This window comes from Lacinutrix sp. C3R15, assembly GCF_018860825.1.
Classification (GTDB): domain Bacteria; phylum Bacteroidota; class Bacteroidia; order Flavobacteriales; family Flavobacteriaceae; genus Oceanihabitans.
In genome coordinates this window covers 477,599-498,922 of the sequence record NZ_JAHKPZ010000015.1, presented here as the reverse complement: position 1 = coordinate 498,922, position 21,324 = coordinate 477,599, and the positions used below count along the sequence as shown (strand labels likewise).

15 protein-coding genes are annotated in these 21,324 nt (G+C 31.2%); 5 read left to right on the top strand and 10 right to left on the bottom strand.

Features of this window, described 5'->3' with window-relative positions; genetic code table 11:
* Positions 1-134: 134 nt before the first annotated feature.
* From KO494_RS07660 to KO494_RS07640, 5 genes are all read left to right on the top strand, one after another.
* On the top strand, positions 135-650 hold the full coding sequence (locus KO494_RS07660; protein WP_215966996.1) for an RNA polymerase sigma factor: 516 nt from the start codon (positions 135-137) through the stop codon (positions 648-650).
* A 59-nt stretch (positions 651-709) separates the two neighbouring features.
* Entirely contained in the window at positions 710-1,621 is a 912-nt protein-coding gene (locus KO494_RS07655; protein WP_215966995.1) for a FecR family protein, read from the top strand.
* Entirely contained in the window at positions 1,608-4,148 is a 2,541-nt protein-coding gene (locus tag KO494_RS07650; RefSeq protein ID WP_215966994.1) for a carboxypeptidase-like regulatory domain-containing protein, read from the top strand. Before KO494_RS07655 ends, KO494_RS07650 begins: the two co-directional genes overlap by 14 nt.
* Positions 4,149-4,640: 492 nt before the next feature.
* On the top strand, positions 4,641-8,369 hold the full coding sequence (locus KO494_RS07645) for a M4 family metallopeptidase (protein ID WP_215966993.1): 3,729 nt from the start codon (positions 4,641-4,643) through the stop codon (positions 8,367-8,369).
* Positions 8,370-8,435: 66 nt separating this feature from the next.
* Positions 8,436-11,732, top strand: coding sequence for a zinc-dependent metalloprotease family protein (locus KO494_RS07640; protein WP_215966992.1), 3,297 nt, complete (start codon positions 8,436-8,438; stop codon positions 11,730-11,732).
* Positions 11,733-11,794: 62 nt separating this feature from the next.
* On the opposite strand, the gene KO494_RS07635 is transcribed toward KO494_RS07640, so the two are convergent.
* From KO494_RS07635 to rpsK, 10 genes are all read right to left on the bottom strand, one after another.
* The gene (locus tag KO494_RS07635; protein WP_215966991.1) at positions 11,795-12,709 is read right to left on the bottom strand and encodes a dimethylarginine dimethylaminohydrolase family protein; all 915 of its coding nucleotides are present in this window, start codon (positions 12,707-12,709) and stop codon (positions 11,795-11,797) included.
* Positions 12,710-12,773: 64 nt separating this feature from the next.
* Entirely contained in the window at positions 12,774-14,060 is a 1,287-nt protein-coding gene (locus KO494_RS07630) for a citrate synthase (RefSeq protein WP_215966990.1), read from the bottom strand.
* Between the two features lie 174 nt (positions 14,061-14,234).
* A complete protein-coding gene (eno, locus tag KO494_RS07625; RefSeq protein WP_215966989.1) occupies positions 14,235-15,527 on the bottom strand; it encodes a phosphopyruvate hydratase in 1,293 nt (430 codons plus the stop codon).
* Positions 15,528-15,670: 143 nt separating this feature from the next.
* On the bottom strand, positions 15,671-16,777 hold the full coding sequence (carA, locus tag KO494_RS07620; protein ID WP_215966988.1) for a glutamine-hydrolyzing carbamoyl-phosphate synthase small subunit: 1,107 nt from the start codon (positions 16,775-16,777) through the stop codon (positions 15,671-15,673).
* Positions 16,778-16,875: 98 nt separating this feature from the next.
* The gene (locus KO494_RS07615; protein ID WP_215966987.1) at positions 16,876-17,583 is read right to left on the bottom strand and encodes a hypothetical protein; all 708 of its coding nucleotides are present in this window, start codon (positions 17,581-17,583) and stop codon (positions 16,876-16,878) included.
* Between the two features lie 101 nt (positions 17,584-17,684).
* Positions 17,685-18,389 carry a hypothetical protein gene (locus KO494_RS07610; RefSeq protein ID WP_215966986.1) on the bottom strand — a complete coding sequence of 235 codons (705 nt, stop codon included), beginning with the start codon at positions 18,387-18,389 and terminating at the stop codon, positions 17,685-17,687.
* Between the two features lie 96 nt (positions 18,390-18,485).
* Positions 18,486-18,956 (bottom strand): 50S ribosomal protein L17, encoded by a 471-nt coding sequence (rplQ, locus tag KO494_RS07605; protein WP_215966985.1) that lies wholly within the window; start codon positions 18,954-18,956, stop codon positions 18,486-18,488.
* 62 nt (positions 18,957-19,018) lie between these two features.
* A complete protein-coding gene (locus tag KO494_RS07600) occupies positions 19,019-20,011 on the bottom strand; it encodes a DNA-directed RNA polymerase subunit alpha (protein ID WP_215966984.1) in 993 nt (330 codons plus the stop codon).
* Between the two features lie 95 nt (positions 20,012-20,106).
* Complete coding sequence (gene rpsD / locus KO494_RS07595) at positions 20,107-20,712, bottom strand: 30S ribosomal protein S4 (RefSeq protein WP_215966983.1); 606 nt, start codon at positions 20,710-20,712, stop codon at positions 20,107-20,109.
* A 180-nt stretch (positions 20,713-20,892) separates the two neighbouring features.
* Entirely contained in the window at positions 20,893-21,276 is a 384-nt protein-coding gene (gene rpsK, locus KO494_RS07590) for a 30S ribosomal protein S11 (RefSeq protein WP_215966982.1), read from the bottom strand.
* Positions 21,277-21,324 lie beyond the last annotated feature (48 nt).

Sequence of the window (21,324 nt, the reverse complement as noted above, 5' to 3'; positions counted from 1 at the left end):
AACAAACTCTAACACTCTGTCTTCCATGATAATTAGCTTTTTGGTTAATATACTTTTAAGACAATTAAAAAACATTGTACCCTACTTGTTTAAAAATATATTATCTTAGAATTTTAATATTTCTTTTTAAGAATATGGACCCAACCACTGATAACCTTTGCAAAGAATCTACTTTTAATACCTTTTACACAAAACAGGTACAAGCAGTAAGTAACTTTGCTTTTTACAAATGTGGAGATAAAGATCACGCCCTAGATTTAGTACAAGATGCTTTTTCTAAAATTTGGCAAAACTGTTCAAAAATTGACTATACAAAAGCAAAAACGTATTTGTTTACTACAGTCAACAATTTGTTTTTAAATACCATAAAGCATAAAAAAGTAGTTTTAGAATATGCAAAAGCTTCGCCTTATATAGATACTAACAACCAAAACCCTGAGTACTTATTAGAAGAAGAAGAATTTAAAATAAAATTGCAAAATGCTATAGCATCATTAACAGATGGACAAAGAGAGGTTTTTTTGTTAAATAGAATTGAAGGTAAAAAATACAGAGAAATTGCAACCTTATTAAACCTATCTCAAAAAGCAGTAGAAAAAAGAATGTCTGGAGCTTTAAAAGCTTTAAGAGCAGAAATAGATAACATTTAATCATATATTATGGTAGGGAAAAAACAAATGTAATTGTCTTACTATTAGAATGCTAAAAAATGAAACAGGAAAAAGACATATTAAAATGGTTTAACCAAGAGCTTTCTGAAAAAGAAATTGCAGATTTAAAAGCAAGCCAAAAAACAGAAACGCTTAGTAAAATAGCGCATTATGCTTCACAACTTGAAGCACCAAAAATTGACGCACAAAAAGCTTTAGAAGATTTTAAAACTAGAAAATTATCTAAAAAAGAAACTAAGGTTAAAACCTTAAACTATACACAGTTTTTAAGAATAGCTGCTGTTTTTGCTATCTTATTAACCTCATCTTATTTTTTGTTTTTTAACAATTTACAATCTTTTGAAACGCAATATGCAGAAACTGAAACCGTACAACTTCCTGATAATTCTGAAGTAATATTAAACGCTGGATCAAAACTGAGTTTCAATAAAAAAACCTGGAAAAACGAAAGAGATTTAGAACTAGATGGAGAGGCCTTTTTTAAGGTTGCAAAAGGCAAAAAATTTACCGTACATACAGATGCAGGAATTGTGCAAGTTTTAGGAACACAATTTAATGTAAAAGAAAGAGAAAACTTTTTTGAAGTTACCTGCTATGAAGGCTTAGTTAGTGTTACCTATAATAAAGAAACTGTAAAATTAGCTAAAGGAAAGTCTTTTAGAATGTTAAACAACAATGTACAATTTAAAGATATTCAAGCTACAAATCCGTCTTGGTTACAACAAGAATCTAGCTTTACTAATATACCTTTAAGCCAGGTTATTAAAGAATTAGAAAGACAATACAACCTACAAATTGATGCCACTAACGTAGACACAAACCAATTATTTACAGGAAGTTTTACACATAGTGACAAAGACATAGCATTACAAGCGGTAACTATTCCATTAAAACTAAGCTATAGTATTACTGGTAAAAAGGTTACTTTCAAAAATTATGAAGCTAACTAAATGTATTTTTTACATACTACTCTTTTTTACATGTATTAGTTATAGCCAAACTACTACAGTAAAAAAACCATTGACAGCTATACTTTACTCTATAGAAGAAAGGTTTGATGTAAAATTTTCATATTCTGTTGATGATGTAAAGAATGTATTTATTGAAAACCCACCAAAAGAATATACCTTAAACCAAACCATCACGTACTTAAATAACAAAACGCTATTAAATTTTAAGATATTAAATGAAAGGTATATAACCGTATCTGTAGTTAACAAAACCATAGATATTTGTGGAATGGTACTAGCACAAGAAAACAATGAGCCCTTATTAGGAACCTCTATTATTATTACTAATACACAAACCGGAACTGCTACTAACTACTCTGGTAAATTTAAACTTACAAATATACCAAGCAATGCTACTCTAAGCATTTCGTATTTAGGTTATGAAACCAAACAACTAAAAGCAACTTTCTTTTTTAATGAAGAAAACAATTGTAAAACCATTGTTTTAAAAGAAACAAATCAAGAGCTAAACCCTATTACCATTACTAAATTTCTAACTACAGGTTTACAAAAACGAATAGATGGTAGCACTGTTTTAAATACCGAAAAATTTGGTATACTTCCTGGACTGATAGAACCAGATATACTAGAGTCTATTCAAGCACTTCCTGGAGTTGAAAGCGCTAACGAAAGCATAGCTAACATAAACGTTAGAGGAGGAACCAATGATCAAAACTTAATGCTTTGGGATAACATTAAAATGTATCATTCTGGACATTTCTTCGGGCTCATTTCGGCTTACAATCCATATCTAACAAACAAAGTTATTGTTAGCAAAAACGGAACAAGCAGTGCGTTTAGTGATGGTGTTTCAAGTACCATAAACATGTTTAGTAAAGATAATATTACAAATACATTTTCTGGAGGAGCAGGTATAAATTTAATTAGTGCTGATGCTTTTTTACAAATACCTATTTCTAAAAAATTAGAGTTTCATGTATCTGGACGTCGTTCTTTTACAGATTATTATAGCACACCAACCTATGATAATTATTTTAAACGAAGCTTTCAAGATAGCGATATAAATACTCAAGAAATAAATGAGAGCAACACCGCATCAAACTTTTACTTTTATGATTACTCTGCAAAACTTTTATTTAATCTAAACAAAAAACATAAATTTCGAGCTAATATAATTGGCATTTTTAATAACTTAGATTATGCTGAAACAATTACAAATACAGACGATGAAACTACATCTAAAAACAGTAATTTATCACAAGAAAATTTAGGGTTTGGAGGAAATTGGCAAGCACAATGGAGTAAAAAATTTAAAACAAAACTAATTGCCTATTCTTCAAAATACACAGTAAATGCAGATGATTACAGAGTACAAACAGACCAACGTTTACAACAAGGTAATGAAGTATTAGAAACTGGGGTAAAACTTAATACACATGTTTTAGTTTCTAAATATTTTTCGCTATTAAACGGTTATCAATTTAATGAAACCGGAATATTAAACAAAACCAAAGTTAGCAATCCGTCATATCTTAAAGAGAAAAAAGATGTACTGTTAAATCACGCCTTTTTTACTGAAGGAGAATACAAAAAAAACAGCACCTACTTAAGGCTAGGTGTACGTGTTAATTACTTTCAAAAGTTTAACAAATTACTTATTGAACCTAGATTAAACTTCAAACAAAATATATTTAAACATCTGGCTGTAAAACTAGAAGGCGAATTTAAAAATCAGTCTACAACCCAAATAGTAGATTTTCAAGATGATTTTTTAGGTGTTGAAAATAGACGATGGATTTTAGCAAACCAAGAAAACATTCCAATAACTACAAGTAAGCAAGGCTCGCTTGGATTAGAGTTTAACAAAAACAATTTTCATGTAGACCTCACTGGTTTTTACAAAAAAGTAGATGGTATAACCGCATCTAACCAAGGCTTCTATAACAACTTTCAATACCTAAATGCTACAGGTAATTACACATCTAAAGGCGTAGAGTTTTTAACGAATATAACTACTACTAAATATAGTACTTGGCTAAGTTACACCTATAGCATAAATAATTACTTTTTTGAAAGTTTTACACCCAAACAGTTTCCTAATAATGCAGATATTAGGCATTCTGTTTCTTTAGCTTTTAATTATAACATTTTAAAAAGCTTACAAATTTCTTTAGGTAGTATTTATAGAACAGGAACACCTTATACTAAACCATTAGAAGATAATGAAACTATACAAGTTGGTAGCTTTTACCAAGTGAATTATGATGTGCCTAACAATGAAAACTTAGATCCTTTTATTCGTTTTGATGCATCTTTAAACTACAAACTTAACATTTCTAAAAAGGTACAATCATCACTTAGGGTTGGTATTAAAAATATCACCAACCAAGACAATGTAATACATCGTTATTATACTGTTGACGAAACCAATAAACAAAAAACAATTCAGGTTGATAACAAATCTTTAAGCTTCACTCCTAATGCTAGCATAAGACTTAATTTTTAAACTCTTTTTACATCAAATCAACAAAAAGAATGTTAAATTTTTATTAAACCAAATTAGATTATATATTTGCGCACAACTTATAAAACCAAAAGAAGTTCTGTTTTATTGTAAATAAAACCTAATCTCTTTTATTATAAGTATCACTATTAATCACACATACTCTCTCTCTCTCTCTCAGTATTAATTTTAATAATTAATACCATTACTATTTAACTTGTATTAACAAGAAGTTTCTGTATTTAAATACAGGTTTCTATCACTATTAACATGGTACTAATTATGCATATAATTAATACCACTCTCTCTCAATAATACTTAACAAAAATTATTCTTGTTAAGAAAACCTTAATTTATGTTAGGGTAAAATTAGATTCAATTGTCTTAACAATGTTAAGGGCATAATTTGTCTGTTTTTGTATTAACAAATCATGTCTTAACCAAAGTATGACACTAAGAGTTAGTGTTTTAATTTTCAACCACTTAATTACTATTATGATGAAACAAATTTTACTTTTTGCTTACTGTATGCTCCTATCTGGATATATGTATGCACAAAACAAAAAACAACAAAATCTTGAAAACAATTTAAAATCAAACTCTAAAATTGAATCGTACTTTATCAATCCGGATCGGCAAACACCATCTATGTTAAAAATGAAATCCAGATTTAATTTAACTGTAGAAAACCTTCCAGAATTTCTTAAAAACACACTTCAAATTGATACCGACTCCTATCAATTTACTATCTCAAACAAATCTACGTCTAAAAATGGTTCAGAAATTATTACTTTTTCTGCTACCTATAATGGTATTAGTTTGGCACATGCTAAATACAAAGCCTTTATTAAAGAAGGTAGTGTAAAGTTTATCACTTTAGAGCATTATTTATTAGACGATAGTATGAATCAATCTGTAAGTCTTTCTAAAGACCAAGCAAGAGATTATGCTACGCAACATGTTGGTGCAGAAAAATACGTTTGGGATATAATTGAAGAACAAATAGAAACTACTATTAATACAAACTTATTAAATGATCTTGAAGCAGAATATAATGCAAATTACCCTGTAGGAGAATTAGTGTATGTAGATGACTACAATACTCCTGAAGCAGATTTAAAACTAGCCTATAAATTTAATATTTATGCCTTTGAACCTGTGTACAGAGCTAATGTTTTTGTAGATGCGCAATCTGGTAAAGTATTACTTGCAGACGCTATTATTAAACATGCAAATGAAATAAACGAAAAAAGAGAAGAGGCTAAAAACAACTACACCTATGCTCCTCCATTTTTTGCTCAAGCCTCAGGGGATACAAGATATGCTGGTACCAGAAATTTTGAAACAACTTTTGATGACCAAGACGATATTGACCCTTTAAATGATAGATATTCTTTAGACGGAACAATAAATCTAGCTCCTTATGGCATTACAGATGACCCTTTAACAACAGAAATAGACGAATCTTTAGTACTTAATGAAACAAGATCTTATGATGGTGTTGGAGGGCTTCCTTTAAGCGTAAACGGAATTCCTTCGTATTCTATATATGATGGTTATTCAAGACCTGAAGAATCACAAATTATTACTGAAGTTGGAGACAATAACTGGTCTTCTGCAGAACATTACAGAAATGACTTTAGTCTTAGCTACCCTATTCATAATGAAACAAACAATGATGACATTGCTTTAGATGCACATTGGGGAGCAGAAATAGTTGTAAGATATTGGGCAGATGTTCATGGTAGAAGCAGTCATGACAATAAAGGAACTAAAATTCTTAACTACGTTCATTATGGTGATGCATATGACAATGCTTTTTGGAACGGTACTGCAATGACCTATGGTGATGGTAGTTACCAAGGAGGAACAAACCCTAATGGTTCTTTTGCTCCATTAACCTCATTAGATGTTTGTGGTCATGAAATCGGACATGGAGTGTGTTCTGCAACGTCAGATCTTGTTTATGCAAGTCAATCAGGAGCAATGAACGAAGGTTTCTCTGATATTTGGGCTGCTGCTGTTGAAAACTATGTATTAACACAAATTGATAACTCTTTACCATATGACCCTTGGGGAGTTGGGGAACAAATTGATGAAAGTGATGGAGGTATACAACCAGGACAAGCTGGAACTGCTGCGTTACGATGGATGGATGACCCTAATGCGGAAGGAGACCCTTCTGCTTATGAAGGTCAAAGCTGGACAGATACAGAAAATTGTGTACCAACTTTAGCAAATGACCAATGTGGTGTACACAGTAATAGTGGCGTGTTAAACAAATGGTTTTATTTATTAGTTGCTGGTTCAGGACAAACATTATCACCAGGAGATGGTAAATTAGCATCAGATCCTAGTGTTTCTGATAGAGGTGCAGGATATCCTTTTTTTGTAGAAGGTCTTGGTTTTGATATTGCAGAACAAATAACTTTTAAAGCAGAGGTGTTATTAACGCCTAATGCTACTTTTGAAGAAATGAGAAATGCAACAATTTTAGTTGCCGAAACAGATTATTCTATTCATGAAGTAGAGCAGGTTACTAATGCTTGGTATGGTGTACAAGTAGGAGATCAATATGTGGCTCCAGATCCTAATGTTTTATATTACGAATCTTCTAGCGTAAGTTTAACTACCGAAAAAACAGAAACAAATGGTTGTAATGAATTTAAAACCATTATTGTATCTGTTTCTGCTGCTTCAGTAACAGAAACACAAACTGCCAACTTTTCATTTGAAAACTCTACAGCTACTTTAGGTGAAGATTTTAACATTTCTCCTTCTAGCTTAACTTTTCCTGTGTCTGAAACTATTAACACACAAGATGTAACAGTTACTATTTATAATGACGGAATTATTGAAGGTACAGAAACCATAGAAATGAATTTTTTAAATGGTCCTAACACAGAAGACTTAAGAAACCATACCATCACTATTTTAGATGATGATTATGAGCCAACTGTAGGTTCTGGAACAATAGAATTATTAAATGAAACTTTTGACACTTCAGATACTCCAGAAAATTGGTTTGTAAATTCAGAGTTTGATGCAAATACATGGTTATTTAATGGTAATGGAGTAAATTCTGCAGGAAGAGCATATGTAGTACCTAGCCTTGCAAACACTACAGAACCTACGTATGATGGTACAGCAGACAGTAATATTCATTTAATTAGTAAAGTTGTTGATGCTCGTGGTATTAATAATGTAACTGTTTCTTTTGATTGGGAAGCTGGTGGTGAATATGATCAAACTGCCTATTTTGATTGGGGAGAATTCATGTATTCTTTTGATGGAGCAACTTATGAATCTGTAGAGAAATTTGCTACAACAGGATCTCCTGCAGGAATAGGTCCTAACGCAACAGGCACATTTAATCTAGTAATGCCAGCGTTAAATGACAAAGCATTTACATTAATATGGAGATGGTATAATGATGCATTAGTTCAAGGTCCATTTAGCTTTTCTATTGATAATGTATTAGTAACTGGTAATGCAACTCCAGTAGAAGGCAATATAGCAGATGCTGATAGTGAAACTGTAAAAGCAGGAAACCAAGTATATTTTATTAGTGACCAAGATGCTGAAGTTATTGGTATTATTGAAAACGCTACTGAAGATTTAGGCTGTGTCACTTTATCTGTTCAAGAAATTGGTTCTTCAGCAGATTTTTCAAACATAACGGGTTCCCATTCTGGTAAAGTATTTAATATTGAGGCTAACGGACCAAATGCAAGTACAGCCACTTATGATGTTACCTTATATTTCACAGATGCAGAATTAAATAGCTTTAGTGACCCAAGTACATTGCAGATAATAAAGGTAAGTAGCACAAATATTGATGATGCTTCAGATATTTCCAACAATTATACCATTGCTGGTGGCCTTTTAGAAACTAATGCAGAACAAGCATACAGAACATATAAAGGTACCTTTACAGGATTTAGCACATTTGCTTTATATGAATCTAACACCTTATCTAATTCAGAATTTGAAACTTCAGCATTTAAAATTTACCCAACCATTTTAAATAGTAGTGAAGTAATACATATTAAAAACACTACAAATACAATTGAAACAATTTCTGTTTACAATCTTAACGGAGCTTTAATTAACTCACAAACTGTTCATGCTAATCAAGCTACAGTTACTACAAACAAATTGTCTTCTGGAATGTATTTCTTAATCCTTAATAAGACCAATGTTTTTAAATTCATTATTAAATAGCATAAATAATAAAAAGCCTGATGGTTACCATCAGGCTTTTAAACCTATTAATTTAAATAAATTATTATGAAAAAAATCCCTATAATTTTTACAGTAATACTTTGCGCTTTTATGAGTATTTCGTGGGCACAAAATAAGACGAATGACTGGTCTAAAATAACACCCAAAAAAGATTTAAAAAATATTAGCTTCAATAAAGATAAAATGCCTACAGCGTATAGTTTATATTCTGTGAACCTTGAATCTATTAAAAATAAATTGCAAAACACTCCCATTCTTGGAGAATTCTTTGGTGCCTCTCCAAACATCATTCAAGTGCCTAATGCAGCAGGAGGATTAGAAAGTTACCGTGTTTTAGATACCGAAATTTTACACCCAACATTAGCTGCTCAACTGCCAAACATAAAAAGTTTTGTTGGGCGTTCTATAGAAAACCCTGGCACTTTTATTCGTTTTAGTGTTTCACAGGCTGGATTTCACGGACAAGTTTTTGAGCCTGGAAAATCAACATTCTTTATTGATCCTTATACTAAAGACAAATCGGTTTATATCGCCTATAAACGTAGTGATTTAGTCAATAGCTCTGATGATATTTTTTCTTGCGAAACAGATAATACAATGTATGAAAAAGCAAGCAATACACCTTCTAGTGAAATACTTCGTGCTACAGACGACAGTAAAATAAGACGTTATGAATTAGCAATGTCATGTACTGGAGAATATGGTGCTTTGTTTATTGGAAGTGCTACTACAGATTTTGAAAAAAAATCGAATATCATGGCACAAATGGTAATAACCATGACTCGTGTAAATGGTATTTATGAAAAAGAAATGGGTGTAACATTTCAGTTTGTACCAAACAATTTTGATATCATGTACTATGATGCAGCCACAGATCCTTTTGATGGAGAGTATAACGACAAAACACAAGAAGTTATAGATAATAATATTGGTGATGCTAATTATGATATAGGTCACAATTTTAATACCGATGGTGGCGGAAATGCAGGTTGCATTGGTTGCGTATGCACCTCTGGTACTAAAGGAAGTGGAATGACAGGTCGTTCTAATCCTACTGGAGATTCATTTGATGTAGATTATGTAGCACATGAAATTGGTCACCAAATGGGAGGTTACCATACACATAACGGAACAACCACTTGTTTAAAAAGTGGTAACAATACAGAAGTAGAGCCAGGAAGTGGTTCTTCTATTATGGGCTATGCAGGAATATGCACAGGACAAAATGTACAAGACAACTCTGATGATTATTTTAATTATGTAAACATTAGAGATATTAGTGCAAACATTCAAAGTGGTGTAAGTTCTACTTGTTTTGATGAAATTGTTGTAACAAACCTACCTCCTACGGCAGATGCTGGTGATGATTATATTATTCCTATTGGTACCGCATTTGTACTTACAGCTTCGGGTTCAGATCCTGATACTGCTACTAATGGAGATGTTATTACTTATACTTGGGAACAAAATGATAATGAAGATATGCAGTCTCCGCTTTTACCTATACCTACTGCAACTGCAGGACCAATGTTTAGATCTAGAAGAGGTAGCACTTCACCTAAAAGATACTTACCACAAATGAGTGATATTTTAAATAATGACCTTACGCCTACCTGGGAAGTAATTCCTTACGCACAACGTGCTTTTGAGTTTGCCTTAACCGTTAGAGATAATGTTATTTATGGAGGACAAACAGCTGATGATTTAATGACTATTAATACCGATATGTCTGCAGGTCCTTTTGAAGTATCTAGTCAAAATGAAAATACTACTTGGACTCAAGGTGCTACAGAAACCATTACTTGGGATGTGGCAAATACAACAAACATACTTACTGTTAATTGTCAATTAATAAACATTTCATTTTCTGCTACAGGTGATTTTACAGACACAGTAATATTAGCCAATAACGTACCAAATAATGGTACAGCAAATATAACTGTTCCTGCTACGCTTACAACAACAGGACGCTTAATGGTAAGTGCTGCAGACAACATTTTTTTAGATGTTAATGATGCTATAATAACTATTGAAGAAGTTAGTACTCCTACATTTTTCTTAACAGCAATAGATGTTACAAAATCAGAATGCAACAATACTAATAGTACTTCTTTTAGCTTTGACTATATACCTTCTTCTGGTTTTTTAGAAACGGTAACATTTTCTGCTACTGGTTTACCTGCTGGAGCGACAACTACCTTTACACCTGTTTCTGCTAGCACTGCAGAAGAAACAATTGTTATGACTATTGATGGTTTTAATGGAGCAACAGCACAAGATTACACCATAACTGCAGAAGGTACTTCTATAAGTACTAACAGAACTGCTGATGTTAATTTAACATTACAAGCTAGCACTTTTTCTGTTCCATCATTGGTAACTCCTGTAAATTATAGCACTAACCAAGCAACGTACCCTAACTATACTTGGAGTACAGATAATACTGAAGCAACAGTAGTTTATGATATTGAAATAGCAAGCGATTCTAATTTTAATACCATTATAGAAACAAGTACAGTAGCTAGTAATACATATACACAAACAACTAGTTTAAATGAAAACACAACATATTATTGGCGTGTTAAACAAAAAAATGAATGTGGAGAAAGTGTTTTTTCTACTGCCTATAGTTTTACAACTGGAGAAACAGAATGTTTAACAGCAAATAGTACTACTCCTTCTTTAATTCTATCTACATTAACAACAAGTAGTACTATTACTATTGAAAATGATATTCCTTTATCAGATATTAATATTAGTGTAGATATAACGCATCCTTATATTGGTGATGTAGTATTAGAGCTCATTAGCCCTCAAGGAACCACCATATCATTAATAGCTACACAGTGTGATTCTAATCCAGATATGCTGGTAACTTTTGATGATGCTGGATCTAGTGCTATTAATTGTTCTTCTACAAGTCCAGCTATATCAGGAACCCTACAACCTATACAAGCGCTTTCTGCTCTTAATGGAGAAAGTAGTCTTGGTGACTGGACATTAAATATTACTGATACTGGTATTGGTGACGATGGTTACCTTAATTCTTGGAGTATTACTTACTGTGGTGTTCAAAATGGCACCTTAGGTATAGATACTTTTTCTGAAAGTAGTATAAAAATGTATCCTAACCCTGCAACTAATTATGTTACTATAACTTCTAATGATGGCGAAGAACTTGCTGTTACTTTGTATGATTTATTAGGAAGAAAAGTACTTTACAAAGAGTTAGATAATACCAATAAAAGCATAAACACCTACAACCTATCTTCCGGAACTTATATTGTTAACATACAAACAAGTAACAACGTTAGAATAATAAAAAAGTTAATTATAGATTGAGAGACTCTATGGTTAATAGTGAAGAAAATGCGTCGCAAATGTGGCGCATTTTCTATTTAACACTAATCTCTTATTAAAGGCATGGTACTACAACGTAGCAATCCTTCTTGTTTAGCTATTTCTGCATAAGGTACTTCTTCTACAGTAATACCATTTTTGCGTAACCATGTGTTTAATCTAGTAAAGTTTTTTTCAGAAATTACTACATCTTCAGCAATAGAAAACACATTACTATTCATACTATACATTTCGTCTTTGGTAATAATAAAGCAGTTTTCTTTTCCAAAATAATGCAACAACCATTCATATTCTTCTTCTTCTAAAAACCCTTCTTTATGTAAAATGGCTTTATTTGTTCCTACTGGCTGAAAACAGCAATCTAAATGCAATGCATTATCTCTAGGATTGGTTTGTGATTTTCTTAGGTTAAAAGATTTTACCTTTTTATGCGGAAAGGTTTTTTCAAGAAATGCTACGCCTTGTATATTGGTTCTAGCAACAATATAATCTGCATAGTCTTCTTCTCTATAGGTACCTACAAAAATATAATCGTTCCACAGCATAACGTCTCCTCCTTCTATATGTACTTCTTCTGGCGGACGAATAACTTTTTCAGGATTAATTTGATCTATAACATATTGTATAGCATCTAATTCTTCTTCTCTATCTGGTAAGATATTTGCTTTTACAAAAACATCGTCTATTACAAAAGCAATATCTCTAGCAAATATTTGATTACAATCTTTTATTAATTCTGGTCTGTAAACCGCAACATCATACTTTTTAAAAACAGCTGCTACAGCTTCCATTTCTTTTACCATATCTTCTTCAACAGGATAGGTTCCTGCTTTTATATGTTCTAAAGATTTTGGATCATAAGCTTCTTCTAAGTTTGGTGTTGGTCCATTACTAACTGCAGTACCCAAAATAACTGCTCTTAACCTAGAAGTTTCATTTTTAACATTTAGTTTTAGCATAATGTAAATATATAAAAAAGCTTCATAATTACTTATGAAGCTTTAATGGATAAAATAAATTATATTATCTGTTTTTTATGTCTTTAAAAGTTCTACTGTTTTCTCCAATATACACTTGTCTTGGTCTTCCTATTGGTTCTTTACGTAAACGCATTTCACGCCATTGTGCAATCCAACCTGGTAATCTTCCAAGTGCAAACATTACAGTAAACATATCTGTAGGAATACCCATAGCTCTGTAAATAATTCCGGAGTAAAAATCTACATTAGGATATAGTTTTCTATCTACAAAGTATTTATCTTCTAAGGCTTCTTTTTCTAATCCTTTAGCTATATCTAAAATAGGATCTTCTACACCTAAATCACCTAAAACTTCATCTGCAGCAACTTTAATGATTTTTGCTCTAGGGTCAAAGTTTTTGTATACTCTATGTCCAAAGCCCATTAAACGGAAAGCATCACTCTTATCTTTAGCTTTTGCCATATATTTTTTAGTATCTCCACCATCTGCTTCAATACCACTTAACATTTCTAAAACCGCTTGATTTGCTCCACCATGTAAAGGTCCCCAAAGTGCAGAAATACCAGAAGAAATAGAAGCAAATAAACCTGTATGTGCAGAACCAACTATACGTACTGTAGAAGTAGAACAGTTTTGTTCATGATCTGCATGTAAGATTAATAACTTATCTAAAGCATTAACTAAAATTGGGTTTTGTGTATATTCTTCATTTGGTTTTTTAAACATCATTTTTAAGATGTTTTCTACATAACCTAAAGAGTTATCACCATAGTCTAATGGTAACCCTTGTTTTTTACGCATTGTCCAAGCTACTAACACAGGAAATTTACCTAGTATTTTAACTACGCTTTTATACATATCTTCTTCAGAATCTACATTTACAGAAGAAGGATTAAATGCTGTTAACGCGCTTGTTAAAGAAGATAACACTCCCATCGGGTGTGCTGTCTTAGGAAAAGCGTCTAATATCTTTTTTATATCGTCATCTACTACAGATTGTGCTTTTATATCTGCATGAAATTTCTCTAATTCTTCTTTTGTTGGTAATTCACCAAAAATAAGTAAGAATGCTACTTCTAAAAAATCTGCTTTTTCGGCTAATTCTTCAATAGAGTAACCTCTGTATCTTAAGATACCTTCTTCACCATTTAAAAAAGTTATTGCACTTTCACAAGAACCTGTATTTTTATAACCAGGATCTATGGTTGTAACACCACCTGTTGCTGTTCTTAACGTTTTAATATCTATAGCAACTTCGTTTTCTGTTCCTACAATTAAAGGAAACTCATACTTTTTTCCATCAATTTCTAATGTAGCTGTTTTTGACATATTTATTTTTGAATATTATTTGTTTTTGCGGAATGCTAAATTACGAAAAATCACACGATTTTTAAAGCGAAGTGACAAAGGTTTTTTCAATATTAATATATTTAAAATTTATAGTATAAAAAAAGTGCTTATTTTAAACAAATAAGCACTTTTTTGGGGTTACTATAAATAGTATTATTTGATTTTAAATGCTTTTTCTTGTGGATAATAAGCTACTTGACCTAACTCTTCTTCAATACGAAGTAATTGGTTATATTTAGCCATTCTATCACTACGTGAAGCAGAACCTGTTTTAATTTGCCCTGTATTTAAAGCAACAGCTAAATCTGCAATAGTATTATCTTCTGTTTCACCAGATCTATGAGACATTACAGAAGTATATCCTGCATTATGTGCCATATTAACTGCAGCAATAGTTTCTGTTAAAGTACCTATTTGGTTTACTTTAATTAAAATAGAGTTTGCTATGCTATTTTCTATTCCTCGTGATAAACGCTCTACATTAGTTACAAATAAATCGTCTCCTACTAATTGTACTTTATCTCCAATTTTTTCGGTTAAATATTTCCAACCATCCCAATCATTTTCATCCATTCCGTCTTCAATAGAAATAATTGGGTATTTAGCAGCTAATTCTGCTAAGTAATCTGCTTGTTCTTTACTAGTTCTTATTTTTCCTTTGTCACCTTCAAACTTTGTGTAGTCGTATTTACCGTCTACATAAAACTCTGCTGATGCACAGTCTAAAGCAATCATTACATCATCTCCTAACTTGTATCCAGCATTAGCTACAGCTTTAGCAATAGTTTCTAAGGCATCTTCTGTACCACCTTCTAAGTTTGGTGCAAATCCACCTTCATCACCAACAGCAGTACTTAAACCTCTATCGTGTAATACTTTTTTAAGATTGTGAAAAATTTCTGTTCCCATTTGCATGGCATGTGTAAAGTTTTTAGCCTTTACTGGCATAATCATAAACTCTTGAAATGCAATAGGAGCATCACTATGAGAACCACCATTTATAATATTCATCATTGGTACAGGAAGTGTGTTTGCACTTACACCACCAACGTATCTGTATAATGGTAAACTTAATTCATTTGCTGCTGCTTTTGCTACAGCTAAAGAAACACCTAAAATGGCATTTGCTCCTAGTTTAGATTTATTTGGTGTACCATCTAAATCAATCATAATTTGATCAATATCGTTTTGTTCAAAAACGGAAACACCTAATAACTCATCTGCAATTATAGTATTCACATTAGTTACAGCTTTAGTAACTCCTTTTCCCATAAATGTATCTCCTCCATCACGTAACTCTACAGCTTCATGTTCTCCTGTTGATGCACCAGATGGTACTGCTGCTCTTCCTAAGAATCCGTTTTCTGTAATAACGTCTACCTCTACTGTTGGGTTTCCTCTTGAATCTAAAATTTGTCTTGCGTGAATATTAATTATAATGCTCATAAAATATGTTTTTGTTACTCAAATTTACTTTTTAATTCTCTTTTTTTAAGTACGTTAATTAAATTATTATATAAAATAATTGCTAAAACGTTTTAGTAAAACAGAAAAGACAACAAATTTCTGTATTTGTTGTCTTTTCTATATTAATTAGATGCCATGTTTTTAATAAACGCATCAAATAAGTATGACGAATCATGTGGCCCAGGACTAGCTTCTGGATGGTATTGTACAGAAAAACAGTTTTTACTTTTCATTTTAATACCTGCAACGGTATCATCATTTAAGTGTACATGTGTAATTTCTATATCTGCATGTGCTTCTGTTTCTTCTCTATTTATTGCAAATCCATGGTTTTGCGAAGTAATTTCACCTTTTCCTGTAATTAAATTTTTAACAGGATGATTAATACCTCTATGTCCATTGTGCATTTTATAAGTAGAAATACCATTTGCTAGTGCAATTACCTGGTGCCCTAAGCAGATACCAAATAAAGGTAAATTTCTTTTAATAATTTCTTTTGCTACCTGTTGAGCTTCTACTAAAGGTTCTGGGTCTCCTGGACCATTAGATAAAAAGTAGCCATCTGGTTGCCATGCTTCTAAATCTTCAAATTTTGAATTATATGGAAATACTTTTATATAGACATTTCTTTTAGCAAAATTACGAAGTATGTTTTTCTTAATACCTATATCTAAAGCGGCTATTTTTAATGAAGCATTTTCATCTCCATAAAAATATGGCTCTTTAGTAGATACTTGTGAAGCAAGTTCTAGACCTTGCATATTTGGTATTTCGGCTAGTTGCTTTTTTAGTGCTTCTACATTTTCTACATCTGTAGATATTACAGCATTCATTGCTCCATGATCTCTTATATAGCTTACAAGAGCTCTTGTGTCTACATCTGAAATTGCTAAAAGGTTATTTTTATCTAAAAATTCTTCTAAGGAAGCGTCAGCAGCATCGCGAGAATATTCATAACTGAAATTTTTACAAATAAGTCCTGCTATTTTAATGTCATCAGATTCTACTTCATCTGCTTTTGTACCATAATTACCTATATGTGCATTGGTAGTTACCATGAGTTGCCCAAAATAAGAAGGGTCTGTAAAAATTTCTTGATAACCTGTCATTCCAGTATTAAAGCAAACTTCGCCAAAGGCTGTTCCTTCTTTATTAGCTACTGCTTTACCATGAAAAACAGTTCCATCTGCTAATAGAATAAGCGCTTTTCTAAGAGATTGGTATTTCATTATATATTTTATGTAGTGTTGTTTGTTTTGCAAAATTGCATAAAAAAAAGGATAAACTAAAATAGTTTATCCTTTATATTTTTTAGGTTTAAAATTTATTAGCTCAAAGTATTATAATAATTTAATATTTCAATAAGATCTTGCTCTTTTGTAATAGACAGTTTATTCTCTTTAATATAGGTTTTAACCTCATTTTTTTTGTCTACCATTACCTCCATTAACACCGCTTTTTTTAATTTTATTGGTTGTGTTTTGTTAGCTTTCTCTACATAATACTTCGTTTGTATTACTATTTTATCTTTTCCCATTTTTTGTTGGGTCATAGGGTTAACAGTAGCTTTAGTTATAGAAATATCATAGGCTTTAAATAAAGTTGTTTTATCACCTTCTTGTAATACTTCTACTAACCTATTATTGCCTTTAGTTGTATTCTTCTTTAAGAATACTTTATTATTAATTTCAACTTTAGTAATATCTCTAGTGTTAAATGCAAAAATTTTATCTTTTACATCATCTAATTGTGCTTCTATACGATTAGATTCTATATTAAAATTACAGTTTGGTAAATTGTAACTTTTACCTGACAAATCATAAATAATAGCATTATTGTTCCAATTTTCAAACAAATAAGAACTTCCTTCCATATCATTTACAACAGATGCGTTTTTAATCCAAAGTCCATTAGTAGAAGCACCATTAATTTCTGAGTTTCCATAACTTGAAGAACCATTAGTTACTATTTCTGCATCTTGACTAAAAGAATTTGTTATTAATAATAACACAGGCAATAAAAATAGATATTTCATAAGTATTTGTTTTAATGTTTATAGAGCAAATATTATACCATATATTTAATATGTGTTTATAAAAAAAGGCAAGCTAAATAGCTTACCTTTTTTATTATTTTTTATAAAGAATGATAATAATTAAATATTTTATGAAGGTCTGCTTCATTAGATACAGATAGCTTATTTTCTTTTATAAAGGTTTTAATTTGTTTCTTTTTACTTGCCATTAAGTTTAATATTACAGACTTCTTTTGTTTAAAAGGAGTAAGTACACCATCTTTTTCTGTATAATATTCTTCTGATATTTTAATCATGTCATTTCCTAACTTTTGAGAAGTCATTGGGTTTACTTGCGCGTAAACTATTTTAGAGCTGTATGCTTTATATAAGGTAAATTCACTTCCTAGAGCTATTAACTCCATAAAATAGTTACTTCCTTTACCATCTACTTTTTTCTTTAAAAATGTCTTGTTTGCAATAACAAACTTATTTATTGTTCTAGAATCAAAAGAGAAAACAGAATCTATAGATGCATCACTTAAATTAGATTCAAATCTATTATATTGAATATTAAAGTTACAATTTGGTAATTTATATCCTTTATCTTCAGTATCATAAACTACAGCTTTGTTAAGCCAATTTTTAAATAGGTAATTAGAGCCAACTAAATCTGTTTCTGTTTGCTTGCTTTTTACCCAAACTCCGTTGTTCATGTTAAAACCTCCATAATTATCTGCATCATGATTTAAAATTATAGATGCGCTTTGTTGCGAGAAAATAAAATTTGCGCATAATAAAAGTGTAATTAAAAGAAGTTTTTTCATAATATAAATATTGTTTTTTTTGTTTGGGTAAATTTAAAAAAAAAAGGCAAACTTATTAAAGTTTGCCTTTTTTACTGTGTTAAAAATATGTTATTTTTACTCTTCTTCGTTTGTAGCTTTAGTATCTACAGCTGGTGCAACAGTTTTGCTACCACCTCTTCTACTTCTACGCGTAGTTTTCTTAGCTTTTTTATCTGCATTATAGATTTCATTGTAATCTACAAGTTCAATCATTGCCATATCTGCGTTATCTCCTAAACGATTTCCTAATTTGATAATACGTGTATATCCACCTGGACGATCACCAACTTTAGTAGCTACTTCTCTAAATAATTCTGTAACTGCTTCTTTTTGTCTTAATCTAGAAAAAACAATACGTCTGTTGTGTGTTGTATCTTCTTTAGATTTTGTAATCATTGGTTCTACAAACTGCTTTAAAGCTTTTGCTTTTGCAACTGTTGTATTAATACGTTTATGCTCTATTAAAGAACAAGCCATATTAGCTAACATTGCTTTTCTGTGTGCTGTTTGTCTACCTAAGTGGTTTACTTTTTTTCCGTGTCTCATGACATTTTAGTTTTAGCTTCATCTTGCTCTAACTCACTATTGAGGAGCAAAATATGAAGTAATTAATCTTTATCTAATTTATATTTTGAAAGGTCCATACCAAAGTTTAAACCTTTAACATTTACAAGCTCTTCAAGCTCTGTTAATGATTTTTTACCGAAGTTACGGAATTTCATTAAGTCGTTTTTGTTGAAAGATACTAAGTCTCCTAAGGTATCTACTTCTGCTGCTTTTAAACAATTAAGAGCACGTACAGATAAATCCATATCTACTAGTTTAGTTTTTAGTAGTTGTCTCATATGAAGAGATTCTTCATCATAAGTTTCTGTTTGTGCAATTTCATCCGCTTCTAAAGTAATACGCTCATCAGAGAATAACATGAAGTGGTGAATTAATGTTTTAGCTGCTTCTGTTAATGCATCTTGTGGAGTAATAGAACCATCAGTAATAATTTCGAAAACTAATTTTTCGTAATCTGTTTTTTGTTCTACACGAAAGTTTTCAATGCTATATTTAACATTTTTTATTGGAGTGTAAATTGAATCTGTAAAGATAGTACCTATTGGTGCAGATGACTTTTTATTTTCTTCTGCAGGAACATAACCTCTTCCTTTTTCAATGGTAATCTCCATGTTAATATTTACTTTAGGATCTAAGTTACAGATTACTAATTCTGAATTTAATACTTGGAATCCTGAAATAAATTTTTGAAAATCTCCTGCTGTAATTTGTTCTTGACCAGAAATAGAAATAGAAACCGATTCGTTATCTACATCTTCTATTTGACGCTTAAAACGCATTTGTTTTAAGTTTAAAATCATTTCTGTTACGTCTTCAACAACACCAGCTATAGTAGAGAACTCATGATCTACACCTTCCATTCTTACAGAAGTGATTGCAAACCCTTCTAAAGAAGAAAGTAAAACTCTTCTTAAAGCGTTTCCAACGGTTAATCCATATCCAGGTTCTAAAGGACGAAATTCAAATTTCCCTTCAAAATCTGTAGAATCAATCATGATTACCTTATCAGGTTTTTGAAAATTAAATACTGCCATTTTTTTCTTCGTTTTAATTGTTATATAGTTGCGCGATTTAAAAGTTTGAAGAGCACTAATAAATCCTTTGGCTATATACCAATATGATTAATTTATTATTTAGAATATAATTCTACGATGAATTGCTCGTTGATGTTTTCTGGAATTTGAATTCTAGCAGGAACAGAAACATAAGTTCCTTGCTTAGTATCATTATTCCAAGTAATCCATTCGTAAACTTGACTTGAATTTGATAAAGATCTATCAATAGCTTCAAGTGATTTTGATTTTTCTCTTACTGCAACAACATCTCCAGCTTTTAATTGGTAAGAAGGAATATTTACTAATTCTCCATTAACCGTAATATGCTTGTGAGATACTAATTGTCTTGCTCCAGATCTAGAAGGAGAAATTCCCATTCTGTATACTACGTTGTCTAATCTAGACTCGCAAAGTTGTAATAAAACTTCACCTGTAATACCTTGTGCAGCAGTTGCTTTTTTAAATAAACCTCTAAATTGACGCTCTAAAATACCATAGGTATATTTAGCTTTTTGTTTTTCCATTAATTGGATTGCGTATTCCGATTTTTTTCCACGACGTCTAGCGTTTCCGTGTTGTCCTGGAGGGTAATTTCTTTTTTCAAAAGATTTATCTTCTCCATATATAGCTTCTCCAAATTTACGAGCTATTTTAGTTTTAGGACCAGTATATCTTGCCATAATAAATTGTTTTTTTAAGAGTGTTTGTGAATTAAGGTCTTAATCTTATCCTTCGACAAACGTTGATCTCTTTTTTTGATACTTGTTTGTAATAATTTTTTCAGTTTGCAAATTTACATATAAAAAATTAAATACCAACTATATAAAACAGTTGGTATTTATTTTTTTTTATAAAGTAAATTATACTCTTCTACGTTTTGGAGGACGACATCCATTATGTGGTAAAGGAGTAACATCAATAATTTCTGTTACTTCAATTCCTGCATTATGAATAGAACGAATAGCAGATTCTCTACCATTTCCTGGTCCTTTAACATAAGCTTTCACTTTCTTTAAACCAGCTTCTTGTGCTACACCTGCAGCATCTTCTGCAGCTAATTGTGCAGCATATGGAGTGTTCTTTTTAGAACCTCTAAATCCCATTTTACCAGCTGAAGACCATGAAATAACGTCTCCTTTTTTATTGGTAAGTGAAATAATGATGTTATTAAAAGAAGCAGTTATGTGCGCTTCTCCAACAGCATCTACTATAACTTTACGTTTTTTAGTACTTGACTTTGCCATATTATATTTAGCTTTTAGTTTTAGTTAATAGTCGCTAGAATCCTAAAC

Coding starts and splice junctions, on each gene's coding strand:
- rpsK (WP_215966982.1), bottom strand. CDS start 21,276: ATGGCAAAGTCAAGTACTAAAAAACGTAAAGTTATAGTAGATGCTGTT.
- KO494_RS07640 (WP_215966992.1), top strand. CDS start 8,436: ATGAAAAAAATCCCTATAATTTTTACAGTAATACTTTGCGCTTTTATG.
- KO494_RS07650 (WP_215966994.1), top strand. CDS start 1,608: ATGAAGCTAACTAAATGTATTTTTTACATACTACTCTTTTTTACATGT.
- rpsD (WP_215966983.1), bottom strand. CDS start 20,712: ATGGCAAGATATACTGGTCCTAAAACTAAAATAGCTCGTAAATTTGGA.
- rplQ (WP_215966985.1), bottom strand. CDS start 18,956: ATGAGACACGGAAAAAAAGTAAACCACTTAGGTAGACAAACAGCACAC.
- KO494_RS07630 (WP_215966990.1), bottom strand. CDS start 14,060: ATGTCAAAAACAGCTACATTAGAAATTGATGGAAAAAAGTATGAGTTT.
- KO494_RS07655 (WP_215966995.1), top strand. CDS start 710: ATGAAACAGGAAAAAGACATATTAAAATGGTTTAACCAAGAGCTTTCT.
- carA (WP_215966988.1), bottom strand. CDS start 16,777: ATGAAATACCAATCTCTTAGAAAAGCGCTTATTCTATTAGCAGATGGA.
- KO494_RS07660 (WP_215966996.1), top strand. CDS start 135: ATGGACCCAACCACTGATAACCTTTGCAAAGAATCTACTTTTAATACC.
- KO494_RS07615 (WP_215966987.1), bottom strand. CDS start 17,583: ATGAAATATCTATTTTTATTGCCTGTGTTATTATTAATAACAAATTCT.
- KO494_RS07645 (WP_215966993.1), top strand. CDS start 4,641: ATGATGAAACAAATTTTACTTTTTGCTTACTGTATGCTCCTATCTGGA.
- eno (WP_215966989.1), bottom strand. CDS start 15,527: ATGAGCATTATAATTAATATTCACGCAAGACAAATTTTAGATTCAAGA.
- KO494_RS07635 (WP_215966991.1), bottom strand. CDS start 12,709: ATGCTAAAACTAAATGTTAAAAATGAAACTTCTAGGTTAAGAGCAGTT.
- KO494_RS07600 (WP_215966984.1), bottom strand. CDS start 20,011: ATGGCAGTATTTAATTTTCAAAAACCTGATAAGGTAATCATGATTGAT.
- KO494_RS07610 (WP_215966986.1), bottom strand. CDS start 18,389: ATGAAAAAACTTCTTTTAATTACACTTTTATTATGCGCAAATTTTATT.